This is a genomic window from Polynucleobacter sp. AP-Titi-500A-B4 (assembly GCF_018688095.1).
Classification (GTDB): Bacteria; Pseudomonadota; Gammaproteobacteria; order Burkholderiales; family Burkholderiaceae; genus Polynucleobacter.
This window is the reverse complement of record NZ_CP061311.1, coordinates 1,678,843-1,691,453: the sequence shown is the minus strand read 5'-3', so window position 1 is coordinate 1,691,453 and position 12,611 is coordinate 1,678,843. Positions and strand designations below refer to the sequence as shown.

Annotated in this window: 10 protein-coding genes; 7 read left to right on the top strand and 3 right to left on the bottom strand. The window is 46.2% G+C overall.

The window, feature by feature from the left end; genetic code table 11:
* The first annotated feature begins 6 nt into the window (after positions 1–6).
* Together dxs and folE2 are read left to right on the top strand one after the other, a co-directional pair.
* Positions 7–1,905, top strand: a complete 1,899-nt coding sequence (gene dxs / locus FD968_RS08500; protein WP_215365538.1) for a 1-deoxy-D-xylulose-5-phosphate synthase — start codon at positions 7–9, stop codon at positions 1,903–1,905.
* Between the two features lie 25 nt (positions 1,906–1,930).
* Positions 1,931–2,758 (top strand): GTP cyclohydrolase FolE2, encoded by an 828-nt coding sequence (folE2, locus tag FD968_RS08495; protein WP_215365536.1) that lies wholly within the window; start codon positions 1,931–1,933, stop codon positions 2,756–2,758.
* Positions 2,759–2,788: 30 nt separating this feature from the next.
* Here folE2 and tsaD read toward each other — a convergent pair whose 3' ends face one another.
* Entirely contained in the window at positions 2,789–3,862 is a 1,074-nt protein-coding gene (tsaD, locus tag FD968_RS08490) for a tRNA (adenosine(37)-N6)-threonylcarbamoyltransferase complex transferase subunit TsaD (protein WP_215365534.1), read from the bottom strand.
* 77 nt (positions 3,863–3,939) lie between these two features.
* Between tsaD and rpsU the strand changes: the two genes are divergently transcribed.
* The 5 genes from rpsU to FD968_RS08465 all read left to right on the top strand — a co-directional run bounded on the left by rpsU (position 3,940) and on the right by FD968_RS08465 (position 10,099).
* Positions 3,940–4,152 (top strand): 30S ribosomal protein S21, encoded by a 213-nt coding sequence (rpsU, locus tag FD968_RS08485; RefSeq protein WP_011903537.1) that lies wholly within the window; start codon positions 3,940–3,942, stop codon positions 4,150–4,152.
* Positions 4,153–4,270: 118 nt separating this feature from the next.
* A complete protein-coding gene (locus FD968_RS08480) occupies positions 4,271–4,717 on the top strand; it encodes a GatB/YqeY domain-containing protein (RefSeq protein ID WP_215365532.1) in 447 nt (148 codons plus the stop codon).
* A 27-nt stretch (positions 4,718–4,744) separates the two neighbouring features.
* A complete protein-coding gene (dnaG, locus tag FD968_RS08475; protein WP_215365530.1) occupies positions 4,745–6,706 on the top strand; it encodes a DNA primase in 1,962 nt (653 codons plus the stop codon).
* Between the two features lie 231 nt (positions 6,707–6,937).
* Positions 6,938–9,517, top strand: a complete 2,580-nt coding sequence (gene rpoD, locus FD968_RS08470) for an RNA polymerase sigma factor RpoD (protein ID WP_215365528.1) — start codon at positions 6,938–6,940, stop codon at positions 9,515–9,517.
* 348 nt (positions 9,518–9,865) lie between these two features.
* The gene (locus FD968_RS08465; RefSeq protein ID WP_112238666.1) at positions 9,866–10,099 is read left to right on the top strand and encodes a hypothetical protein; all 234 of its coding nucleotides are present in this window, start codon (positions 9,866–9,868) and stop codon (positions 10,097–10,099) included.
* A 254-nt stretch (positions 10,100–10,353) separates the two neighbouring features.
* Here the strand turns inward: FD968_RS08465 and FD968_RS08460 are convergent, their stop codons facing one another.
* Positions 10,354–11,679 (bottom strand): type II secretion system protein GspL, encoded by a 1,326-nt coding sequence (locus FD968_RS08460; protein ID WP_215312055.1) that lies wholly within the window; start codon positions 11,677–11,679, stop codon positions 10,354–10,356.
* On the bottom strand, positions 11,676–12,611 hold the full coding sequence (gene gspK, locus FD968_RS08455; RefSeq protein ID WP_215365526.1) for a type II secretion system minor pseudopilin GspK: 936 nt from the start codon (positions 12,609–12,611) through the stop codon (positions 11,676–11,678). The genes FD968_RS08460 and gspK overlap by 4 nt, the downstream gene beginning before the upstream one ends.

The following is a 12,611-nucleotide window of genomic DNA, read 5'->3' as shown; positions in this document are numbered from 1 at the left end:
GATGCAATGACTTTATATTCTATTAACTCCCCTGATGATCTGAAAAAACTTTCTCGCGAAGAGCTACCTGCTCTTGCAGATGAGTTACGCCAGTTTGTTTTGGATTCTGTTTCGAAGACGGGTGGACATTTGTCTTCCAACTTGGGCACAGTAGAGTTATCGATTGCCTTGCATTACGTATTTGATACCCCGCGTGATCGCATCGTGTGGGATGTGGGCCATCAAAGCTACCCGCACAAAATTTTGACTGGTCGCCGGGAGCGCATGAGTACTCTACGTCAGTTCAAGGGCTTATCAGGGTTTCCACATCGCACTGAAAGCGAATTCGATGCGTTTGGTACGGGCCATTCATCGACCAGCATTTCTGCAGCGATGGGTATGGCACGCGCATTTCAAACCAAGGGCGAACGTCAGGTAGCGGTTGCAGTGATTGGTGACAGTGCAATGACCGGCGGCATGGCCTTTGAGGCGATGAATAACGCTGGCGTATATGACGACCTGCCCCTCGTGGTGATTCTCAATGACAACGATATGTCGATCTCTCCAGCGGTGGGCGCACTCAATCGCCATCTAGCGAGATTGCTCAGCGGCAATATTTACTCTGCAACTAAAAAAGGTATTGATAGTGTTCTGTCGATTGCGCCACCGTTGCGTGAGTTTGCTAAACGCCTAGAGGATCATGCCAAGGGTATGGTCTCACCATCAACCATCTTCCAAGAATTTGGGTTTAACTACTTTGGCCCTATAGATGGCCACGACTTAGATGCTTTGATTCCGATGTTGCAGAACGTAAAACGTTTGGCGCTTGAAGGGCGCGGCCCACAGTTCTTACATGTCGTGACTAAAAAAGGTCAAGGCTACGAGTTGGCTGAGGCTGATCCCGTTTTGTATCACGGACCTAGTAAATTTAATCCGCAAGAAGGTGTCAAAAAAGTAGCCGCTAGTAAGAAAACCTTTACCCAGGTGTTTGGTGAGTGGTTGTGCGATATGGCACATGCAGACCCTTTATTGATTGGCATCACGCCCGCCATGCGTGAAGGCTCTGGCTTGGTTGAGTTTGAAAAACAATTCCCTAAGCGCTACTACGATGTGGGTATTGCTGAACAGCACGCAGTCACTTTTGCTGCAGGCATGGCGTGCGAAGGAATGAAGCCAGTGGTGGCGATCTATTCCACCTTCTTGCAACGCGCTTACGATCAACTTATTCATGATGTTGCTCTACAAGACTTGCCAGTGTTATTTGCACTCGATCGTGCAGGCTTGGTGGGTGCCGATGGCGCCACCCATGCCGGTGCCTATGACATTCCGTTCTTACGTTGCATTCCAAATATGTTGGTGATGACGCCTGCAGATGAGGCAGAGTGCCGTGATTTATTGACAACTGCATTCCATCAGTCGCATCCAAGTGCAGTGCGCTATCCACGTGGATCTGGTGTTGGCGCTATTCCCTCTGCTGAATTACGTACCTTGCCTTTGGGTAAAGGCGAGATTCGTCGTAAATCAAATGCGCCTGCTGGCCAGCGTGTTGCGATCCTGGCGTTTGGTACTTTGCTGTATGCCGCATTAGAGGCGGAAAGTATTGATGCAACGGTCGCCAATATGCGTTTTGTTAAACCGCTCGACATCGATCTCATCAAATCATTGGCTGAGAGTCACGATTATTTGGTAACGATTGAGGATGGCTCAATTGCTGGTGGTGCTGGTGGTGCCTGCTTAGAGGCGCTCTCTTCACTTGGAATAAACAAGCCCCTATTGCAGCTAGGTCTTCCTGACGAATTTATCGAACATGGCGACTATCAACTGCTGATGACCAAGTGTGGCTTGGATGTAGAAGGCATTACAAACTCCATTAAGAAGCGTTTCCCTGCAGTATTAATGGCAAATTCGGTAATTTCAGGCAAATAAGCCCGTTTTGCTTGAAAATAGAGCTATGAATGACATGAACCCCGCTTTTCTGAAAGCTAGCGCAATGCCTGACGTGCAATCCACTTTGGATGAGCGCGCCTTGCCGATTGAGCAAGTGGGTATTCGTGGTGTGCGTCATCCATTAACCATTCGTAGTGCGACTGGTAACTTTCCCTCTGTAGGTACTTTTGAGATGGACGTGGCATTGCCTGCGCATGTCAAAGGTACGCACATGTCCCGTTTTATGGCTTTACTGCAAAAGCAAGATGAGGCAGTAGATAGCACTTCTGTTGTAGCGCTTGTAAAAGAGATGTTGCCTTTGTTGGATGCTAAAGATGGGCACGTGCAATTTACTTATACCCATTTCGTGAAAAAAGCAGCGCCTGTTTCTGGTGTGGAAAGCCTCATGGATTACGAAGTGACATGGATGGCTACCGCTAAACAGAACGCAACGGGCAGTACTGATGTTCAGTTGGGTTTGCGTGCTCAAGTGCCGGTGATGAGTTTATGCCCTTGCTCAAAAGAGATTTCTGAGTTTGGCGCACACAATCAGCGCTCACATGTCACGATGACAGTGACACTAGATTCCAAAACCCAGATGACTGTGGAAGATTTGGTTGTTGCTGCTGAGAGTGAAGCTTCTAGTGAGCTCTGGGGTTTGCTCAAGCGCCCTGATGAAAAGTGGGTCACTGAGCATTCGTATAGCAACCCTAAATTTGTAGAGGATTTGGTGCGCGATGTTGCCGGCAACCTCAAGGCAGATCAGCGTATCCAGTCTTTTGTGGTTGAGGCTGAGAACTTTGAATCTATTCACAACCATAGCGCCTTTGCCCGTATTAGCCATCAGAAATAGGCGGCGAAGTTAGCAAACTACAGCAGCAAACTACAGCAGATTATTGCTTTGTAGATCCCAACGGGGTTTGACATCAAAGGCTCCAGAAGTTGTGGAGCCATTATTTTTGGCTAACATTCGTAGTGCCCCAGCAAAAGCAATCATCACCCCGTTATCAGTACACAATTCAAGTGGTGGGTAATGGACTTCAAAGCTATTGCGTTTTGCTTTGTCATTTAAAGCATTGCGCAATTGCAAGTTTGCTCCGACGCCACCTGCGAGCACCAAATGTTTGCAGCCAGTTTGCTTGAGCGCTTTCTCAGACTTGCTGACTAAGACAGCGACGATCGCATCCACAAAACTTCTTGCAAGGTCTGCATGAAATTGTGCTACTTCACTAGGGTCAGTGATATTTTTCTCTTCAAACTTTTTCACTTGATTGAGAACAGCCGTTTTTAATCCTGAGAATGAAAAATCCAAGTCGCCTGAGTGCAGCATCGGTTTTGGTAAATCAAATATGCCTACGCGACCCTGATTTGCTAATTTAGAAATGGCAGCGCCACCAGGGTAATCGAGCCCCAATAATTTGGCGGTCTTATCAAAGGCTTCACCAGCTGCATCGTCCAAGGTCTCGCCTAAAAGTTCATATTGGCCAATACCCGAGACTTTCATGAGTTGGGTGTGGCCGCCAGAAACCAGCAGAGCAATAAATGGAAATTGGGGCGCGGTTTGCCCTAAAAGCGGAGAAAGCAGGTGTCCTTCAAGGTGATGCACTCCAATGGAGGGCAAATTGAGGCCCTGGGCCAGGGATTTAGCAAAAGCACTGCCAACTAAGAGTGCTCCAGCCAAACCTGGACCCTGGGTGAAGGCAATCGCATCAATATCGGTCAATTTGAGGCCAGATTGGGCCAAAGATTGGTCTAAAAGGGGTAAAACACGACGAATATGGTCTCTGGAGGCTAGTTCGGGAACGACCCCTCCATAATCTCGGTGCATGGCGATCTGAGAGTGCAAACCCTGGCCCAGAATACCCTGGAATGCAGGTTTTCCCTCTTCCCAGGGGGCTGTGTTGTATAAAGCCACCCCAGTTTCGTCACAAGAAGTTTCTATTCCTAAAACAATCATTTTTTGGCTTGGTCGTGCTAGAATCGCAATTCAGTTAATTTTTCGATATTTATCGAGCATATACGAGTTAAATAAGTATGACTACAGTCCGCCTCCGCGAAAACGAACCATTTGAAGTGGCATTGCGCCGTTTCAAGCGCACCATTGAAAAAAATGGTCTTTTGACAGACTTGCGTGCCCGCGAGTTTTACGAGAAGCCAACGGCTGAGCGTAAGCGTAAAAAGGCTGCTGCTGCTAAACGCCATTACAAGCGTATTCGCAGCCAAATGTTGCCTAAGAAGCTTTACTAATAGAATTTAAAAGCTCTCTTCACCGAGAAGCTTTGAAACCCGCTGACGGTGAAACGCAGCGGGTTTTTGCTTTTTAATCGCCAGTAATCAATCACTATCTAACACTGAGAACGACATCATGAGTATGAAAGATCAAATTACCGAAGATATGAAAAACGCGATGCGTGCAAAAGAGACTGCACGTCTTGGGACTATTCGTCTTTTGTTGGCTGCGATCAAGCAACGTGAAGTAGATGACCGCATCGTTTTAGATGACACAGCCATCATTTCGACAATTGAAAAAATGATCAAGCAGCGCAAAGACTCCATCTCTCAGTTTGAAAAAGCAGGGCGCGATGATTTGGTTGCCGTGGAATCTGCCGAGATGGTGATCTTGCAAGCATATCTACCGGCGCAAATGTCAGATGCCGAAGTGCAGGCTGCTGTTGCTGCAGCTGTTGCCTCTACTGGTGCTGCTGGTCCCCAGGATATGGGTAAGGTGATCGGTGTTCTTAAAGGCCAATTGGCTGGTAAGGCTGATATGGGCAAAGTCTCTGGCTTAGTAAAAGCCGCACTCGCAAAATAAGAGAACTCACCCCATACTCTTAGCCTTATGGCGCTCATTCCTCAATCCTTCATTGCCGATCTTCTAAATCGGGTCGACATCGTTGATGTGGTTGGGCAGCACGTGAAGTTAAAAAAGGCGGGTGCAAACTATCAAGGTTTGTGCCCCTTTCATTCAGAGAAGTCCCCATCATTTTCCGTTTCGCCTACGAAGCAGTTCTATCACTGCTTTGGTTGTGGGGCACATGGATCTGCCATCAGTTTCATGATGGAGTATTCCGGGCTTGGTTACGTCGATGCGATTGAGGAGCTTGCGCGCTCTGCTGGTTTAGATGTGCCACGCGAAGAACGCACTGCGAATGATGTGGCAAGACAACAGCAAGCCATGGCGCTGAGCGAAGTCATGAGTTCTGCGGCAGATTGGTATCGCCAGCAACTCAAGGGTAGTACACGTGCAGTCGAATATTTAAAAGGCCGCGGCCTTACCGGTGAAATCGCTAAACGCTATGCGCTCGGTTACGCCCCAGATGGTTGGCAGGGTCTTGAGGCGGTATTTGGTCCTTACACCAACGATGAAGTGGCAAAGACCTTAGTAGAAGGCGGCTTAGTCATTCAGGGTGAGCAGTCTGAAGGCGCTCCGGTAAAGCGTTACGATCGCTTCCGTGATCGTGTGATGTTCCCGATTCGCAATCCTAAAGGTCAGACGATTGGTTTCGGTGGTCGTATTCTCGATCAAGGTGAACCTAAGTATTTGAATTCTCCAGAGACGCCACTCTTTTCTAAGGGCAATACGCTCTACGGTTTATTTGAAGCAAGACAGGCGATTCGGGCGCAAGAATATGTTCTGGTGTGTGAAGGCTATATGGATGTGGTTGCTCTTGCGCAATTGGGTTTCCCAAATGCTGTTGCGACATTAGGCACCGCATGTACTGCAAACCATGTGCGCATGCTACTTCGCCAAACTGACAAAGTCGTTTTTTCATTTGATGGTGACTCTGCGGGTCAACGTGCTGCTCAACGTGCCCTTGAAGCCTGTTTGCCATTGATGTCTGACGATAAAGAAATTCGTTTCTTATTCTTGCCAACAGAGCATGACCCCGATAGTTATGTACGTGCATATGGTGCACCTGCGTTTGAAAAAGTAATCAAAGAAGCAATGTCGATTTCGAGTTTCTTCTTTAAGATTGCCAGTGAAGGCCATGACCTGACTACCCCAGAAGGTCGCGCCCATACCCATCATGCTGCTAAGCCTCTGTTGCTATCGATGCCGCCGATTGCATTACGGACTCAAATCCTGCGTGAGTTGGCGATTCGGACAAACTCTACACCAGCTGAGTTGGAATCTTTCTGCGGTTTAACGGTGGTGCCTGTGCAGCAGGCAACCTATCAACCTGCTCAAGCAAGACAGCAAAATTATCAAAACAATCAACCGAATCAATTTGGCTATTCCAATAATGGCAATCGACAAGGTTCACCATGGCAGGCTTCTAAAGGCTCTGCAAAACGAGTCGCTACGCAAAATATTGAGCCACCAAAAGCGCCAACCGATTTAGCCGAGCAAATGTTGCGAGTTCTCATTCAGTTTCCACATTTAGGTAAAGCACTTGATAGTAATAAGCGCGCACTTGCATTGAAGGCTGCCGAACAACGATCGGCTAATGCACTTGCCTTAATGAAAGACCTTCTTTCTCAATGCGATCAAGTGGAATTCATTCCTAGTGAAAATGGAACGCCCGGCACTGTAGGTGCTGGTGCATTTGCGATGTTTCAAGATCAGTTGTCTCGTAGCGAGCTCGCGCCCATGTATGAAGTCCTCAGAAAACGTGTGATGGGTTCGGACTTGGAGCTTGAGGGCGCGACTGCAGATTTAGATGGAAGCTTTAAAAAACTGGAATTAGTCCATCTCAAGCAAGAAATGACCGACATTGCCCAAAAAATCGCCGGAGGGACTGCCAGTGACCAAGATAAAGCCCGTTATCGGGAATTGGGTGAAAAGCTGAAATTCTCTTAAGAATTTACAGATCCACCCCTAGAAAAACCCGAAAAATACCCCATATTTTTAGGTAATCAGGGGCTAAAAAAGTCGCAATCGACTATAATCCTCTGTTCCCAAGAAAAAAACGAATTAATTCAGCCACTTGCGCTTTATTTTCATGAAATTTGGGGTAAGTGGATAAGTGAGTTACGGGGCTGTACTTAATCAGTCGAGATCAATAACAGTAATGTGAGTAAGTGCTAATAAATGCCTAATACCAAGACCAAAAAACCAGCCAAACCAGCTCCAAAATCAAAAGCGCCTGCTAAGCCAGTAAAGGCCGCTGCAAAACCTGCGCCAAAAGCTAAAGCGCCTGCTAAGCCAGCACCAAAAGCTAAAACGGTAGCTAAGGCTCCAGCAAAACCAGCACCAAAAGCAAAAGCTCCAGCCAAACCTGCGCCAAAAGCTAAAGCGCCTGCTAAGCCAGCACCAAAAGCTAAAACGGTAGCCAAGCCAGCATCAAAAGAAAAAGCAAAAGCTCCAGCCAAACCTGCTCCAAAAGTAAAAGCTGCTGCAAAGCCAGCACCCAAAGTAAAAGTTGTTGCTAAGGTCCCAGCTAAACCAGTGAAAGCTGCCGCAAAGCCAGCGCCTAAAGCTAAAGCGCCAGCTAAACCAGTAAAAGTTGTTGCACCTACTAAGGCATCCAAGACGGAAGTAAAAGTAGAGGCAGCTAAAAAAGGGAAGGCAGTTGCAACTAAAACTGAAGAAGTGAAAGATGCAAAAGAGCTTAAAGGTAAAAAAGGAAAAGCTACTGAAGTCGTTGCAGTAGTTGAAGAAGAGAAAAAGCGTGGCCGCAAGGCTAAGGCAGAGGCCCCTGCAGAAGGTGCTGAGCCAGTTTTGACTGATCGTCAAAAAGCCCGTGAGCGTAAAGCAAAAGAAAAAGCTCTCTTAAAAGAATTTGCAGCACAGCAGTTAGGTACTGAAGAGCAACAAGAGTTGCGTCGTGCTCGCTTGAAGACTTTGATCAAGATGGGTATGTCCAAGGGCTACTTAACCCATGGCGAAATGAACGATGTGATGTCTGATGAATTGTCTGATGCTGATGCATTAGAGACTTTGATCAGTTTGTTAAATGACATTGGTATTACAGTTTACGAACAAGCGCCTGATGCAGAGACATTGATTTTGTCTGATAACACTGCAGCCGCTGCGTCTGAAGAAGAGGCTGAAGAAGAAGCTGAAGCAGCATTATCTACAGTGGATTCTGAGTTCGGTCGTACCACTGACCCAGTCCGTATGTATATGCGTGAGATGGGTACAGTTGATTTGTTAACTCGCGAAGGCGAGATTGTCATTGCTAAGAAAATTGAGGCTGGCCTCAAAGACATGGTGATGGCATTAGCAGCTTGCCCAGTCACCATTGGTGAAATCTTGAGTAACGTGGACAAGATTGCCTCTGGCGAAATGGAGATTGATCAATTCGTTGATGGTCTCGTGGATCCAAATGCTGAAGATATTAAGCTTGGACCAGATGAGCCAGAGATTGATCCAGATGCTGAAGAAGGTGAAGAAGGCGAAGAAGATGAAGGCGGCGGCGGTGGTGGTGCTGCTACAGCAAACGCTAAGCAACTCGAAGAGTTGAAGCAAATCTCCTTAGAGAAATTTGCGATCGTTCGCACTCAAGCTGACAAGATGCGCCGTGCATTTGATAAAGATGGATATAACTGTCCAGCTTATATCAAGGCACAAGATGCAATCCGTGGTGAGTTACTCGGTTTCCGTTTAACTGCGAAGAGTGTTGAGAAGTTATGCGACACCATGCGTTCACAAGTTGACCAAGTATGGAAACTTGAGCGCGGTATCGTGAGCTTGCTCGTAGACAAAGTTGGCGTCAATCGCGGTGAAGTATTAAAAGACTTCCCTAAGATGTCAATGAACTTGACTTGGACAGATAAGTTGCTCAAAGAGAACAAGCCTTACAGCGCACTCTTGCAACGTAATGTTCCAGCGATTCAAGAACTGCAACAGAAATTGATTGATATTCAGAAGAATGTGGTTATTCCACTTCCTGAGTTAAAAGAAGTCAACAAACAGATGATCGCGGGCGAGAAGCGTGCTCGTGAAGCGAAACGTGAGATGACGGTAGCCAACTTACGTTTGGTAATCTCCATTGCTAAGAAATACACCAACCGTGGCTTGCAGTTCTTGGATTTGATTCAAGAGGGCAACATCGGTTTGATGAAGGCGGTAGATAAGTTTGAATACCGTCGTGGTTATAAGTTCTCTACCTATGCAACTTGGTGGATTCGTCAGGCGATTACACGTTCCATTGCTGACCAAGCACGTACGATTCGTATCCCAGTTCATATGATTGAAACTATCAATAAGATGAACCGTATCAGTCGTCAGATCTTGCAAGAAACTGGTCATGAGCCAGATGCTGCAACCTTAGCCCTGAAGATGGAGATTCCTGAAGACAAGATTCGTAAGATCATGAAGATTGCTAAAGAGCCGATCTCTATGGAAACACCAATTGGTGACGACGAAGATTCTCATTTGGGCGACTTCATTGAAGATGGCAATACTTTAGCTCCAGCTGAAGCAGCTTTGCACGACTCGATGCGCGATGTAGTGAAAGATGTTCTTGATTCATTAACGCCGCGTGAAGCAAAAGTATTGCGGATGCGCTTTGGTGTTGAGATGAGCACAGATCACACTCTCGAAGAAGTAGGTAAACAGTTTGACGTTACCCGTGAGCGTATTCGTCAGATTGAAGCCAAGGCTCTCAGAAAAATGCGCCATCCAAGCCGCAGTGACAAACTCAAGACTTTCCTAGAGGAAGATTGATCGAAGGATTAACGGGCCTATAGCTCAGTTGGTTAGAGCAGAGGACTCATAAGAAAGAAGCCCTAGGGGTCTTGTAACAAAGACCTCAATAGATTCAAGAGGTTAGTGGTCGATTTGGTGGTTTAAATTCACTACACATCGACTACACACCAGCAAGTTTTTCATGGTGTGTAGTAAATGCGGTTTTAGTGTGGTTTTGAAGTGGTAAGCACCAGTAGTAAGGTGTGTAGTAAATGTAACGATTAAGGGCCCATAGCTCAGTTGGTTAGAGCAGAGGACTCATAGCGAAAGTTGTGCCTTATGCGTGGAAACTGCATAAGGGATGGTGTCAAATTCGGAGAAAGCTAAATGCAGCCAAAAGCTGCACAAGCTAACGCCGAGCGAAGCTTAGTAAGAAATTACTTTGAACGTGTAGAGACTAGACGGCACCCATCTAAGTTGAGCGATCAATATGATGAAGGCATAGTCCAGGGAGTTGTGAAAGCAACACAAACCGGAATCCTTTGGTCCCAGGTTCAAGTCCTGGTGGGCCCACCAGAAAAGCAAACCCTCATCAGAAATGGTGAGGGTTTTGTCTTTTGAGCGTTACTTTAAGTAACGGTTGTGGGTCTGCTATCGGCCAGTAAGAGACGAGAGAATACTTTTTAAGTGAGGTCTTCCAGATGTAAAGATTAAGTTCTGATGGCTCAGGAGAAATTTGGGGGTCGAGACCAACGGATTAGAAGAGCTGTTTTAACGCCGACAGATAGAATTTAACGCGAATATTCACAGTATCCATATATATTTTTGGTGGGTGAAATCTAGCAAAAATGTCCAGTGAGCTTTAGATATTTGGCTTAAATTTGACCTAATCCAGAATAGGGTTGAAGTCGGTAACGGTTGTTCCCAAGGTCTGTAACCATCAAGCCTAGTGACTCAGCTTTTCCAACTACTTGCCTGGCGCTAAGTGGTTCCCCTCCAGGTTTAAATTCAAAATCAATGCAGTAGCCGTTGTATTCCATGCTATTAATTGATTCTTTACCTAGGGCAGTTTTCAGCTGTTGAAGTTTGCCAGTCATTGCAATGAAATCAGCATCTGTAGCTAGGCCTTTATTGCGCGCCTCTTGAGTCGCTTGTTTGACAAAAACCTCCGAAATAGAAGTATTCCCTTTGCTCTGTGTGAGTAAGGCAATGGTCTCTGGCGCTAAGAATTGAGCAACGCTCAGATCCATATTGCGCTTCCAACGCCAGTTATCTATAGCAAGCCAAGAGGTATAAATTCCCAAGCCCAATATGATGCTGCTCATTGCATAGATTGCCCAGCGAGCAGGAAGTGCCCATATGTTTCGATACATCCATGAAGTGTTAGTGCTCGAAGAGTCAATTAATGCAGGAACTGGATTTTTGAGCCATTCAAAAGAGAGTTTTTTAATTGATTTTTTTGGTGTTGGCATCGCTAGCAGTAGATTGATATCTGCTACACCTACATCGGTTCGGCGACTAAAGTTAAATGCGTTATTTACCATCCAGTCCCACGACCATTCTGCAGGCTTAATTTTTTGTAAAGCACTAGGCAATTGCTTTGTATCCGAGTGCTCAACCCAAGAAATACCCAATTGTGTAGATTTGTGCCATGTATAAATGATTGCCACGTCGTTTTGCTTGTACGCAAGGCAGGGGCTTATTACTCCATTGACATTGCTGCTCTCACTTTCCAGCGGCAGAATCATGCAATCAGGTATGAGGCGGATGCGGCTTGTCAGAATGCCCTTCAGTTGATTGGCTATCCAATAGAGCCACTGACGATTGGTGATGGCAATAGTTCTTTGGGATCCAAGTTGGCCAGGTAACGGCGGTAGAGCATAAACCAGAGAATTGTCGATACTATCTAAGACTTCATCTTCAACAAGGCTAGGTAAAACTTGCTGTAGTTTTTTGGACTTCACTAAAGGTACTTTAATCTCAATGAGACGTATATCCAGAGTGGGCATTAAAACTAATACCTCATCTGCGTAAGGCATTGCATCAATGCTGCCAATTCCACTAGATTGATATTGAGCATAAATAGAATTGGTTTCACATAGGCACCACTCAAAACTCTCCTTGAGAGAGGCTAGCTCACCATTAGTCAAGGCTGTCTCTGAAAACGGCTTGTGTGGGCAATGAATAATTAAAAAGTTCATTCTGATAGCATCCTATTGGTTTTATTCCAAATAACTTGCGTGTAGCTTCCCGAGGTTAAGGGTGTTAGAGAGCGTTGTATGAGGCTTGTATTCATAAAGACGCCATTGCCAATCTTGACTTCTGAATTTGTAAGCCAGAACTGAGAGCTGACATTGATTAGGCTTGTATCCACGATGACATTGATGCCTGCGCCTGAGCGAGCCAAAATAGTGCTGATTTCATTCAAATCTTTTGCCGGTGTATTTGTACGCTGTTGTGCCAGGTTATTTGCGGTAGATCGTGTTAGCGTAGGAAAAACCGCCATCAGAACTTCTGCTGGGGCAGTATTGAAATTGATTGTGCTGGTCGTCGGCAGGGCAATGACGAAGGGACGTAAGACCTCAACCATGGATTCGTTATAGCCCGGTATACCAATCAGATCATATACATCACTAAAGACGATCTGCCTTTCCTGTAGCGCTTGAGCCGTTTGTTGAGCAAGGTTGGGGTTTAGTCCTATGGTTGTTAATAGCCGCGAGAAAATCAACACACCATTGGTGGTAGATACATTATTGAGATTAAACAAGCTTTGAGCATCGGTGATTGCGCCATTGACTGAAACACTCTTGATTTCATCGGGAATATCTGCATTTTTTAAAAAGTCTGCAACCTTGCTATCGTTCAGCGGTAGCGCCCATGCCTCACCTAAATGGTCGGATTGACTGGTGCGCATATCTTGAGTTAATACGAGTCTGGCAAAGTCGATCATTCCATGTTGAAGCCAATGGGCCTGGGTGCGATCACGAATATTTTCAATATTTCGGATCTGCAGCTGTTGGCGCCAGACCAAGCCACTAATCACCACAGCAGCAACACCAACCACAATAAGAGCAGTGATGGTGGCTGACCCGTTTTCTCGGTGATAGCGCTGGTTGGATTTTGAATGGAGCAT

Coding starts and splice junctions, on each gene's coding strand:
- rpsU (WP_011903537.1), top strand. CDS start 3,940: ATGACTACAGTCCGCCTCCGCGAAAACGAACCATTTGAAGTGGCATTG.
- folE2 (WP_215365536.1), top strand. CDS start 1,931: ATGAATGACATGAACCCCGCTTTTCTGAAAGCTAGCGCAATGCCTGAC.
- gspK (WP_215365526.1), bottom strand. CDS start 12,611: ATGCTCCATTCAAAATCCAACCAGCGCTATCACCGAGAAAACGGGTCA.
- dxs (WP_215365538.1), top strand. CDS start 7: ATGACTTTATATTCTATTAACTCCCCTGATGATCTGAAAAAACTTTCT.
- rpoD (WP_215365528.1), top strand. CDS start 6,938: ATGCCTAATACCAAGACCAAAAAACCAGCCAAACCAGCTCCAAAATCA.
- FD968_RS08465 (WP_112238666.1), top strand. CDS start 9,866: ATGCAGCCAAAAGCTGCACAAGCTAACGCCGAGCGAAGCTTAGTAAGA.
- FD968_RS08460 (WP_215312055.1), bottom strand. CDS start 11,679: ATGAACTTTTTAATTATTCATTGCCCACACAAGCCGTTTTCAGAGACA.
- FD968_RS08480 (WP_215365532.1), top strand. CDS start 4,271: ATGAGTATGAAAGATCAAATTACCGAAGATATGAAAAACGCGATGCGT.
- dnaG (WP_215365530.1), top strand. CDS start 4,745: ATGGCGCTCATTCCTCAATCCTTCATTGCCGATCTTCTAAATCGGGTC.
- tsaD (WP_215365534.1), bottom strand. CDS start 3,862: ATGATTGTTTTAGGAATAGAAACTTCTTGTGACGAAACTGGGGTGGCT.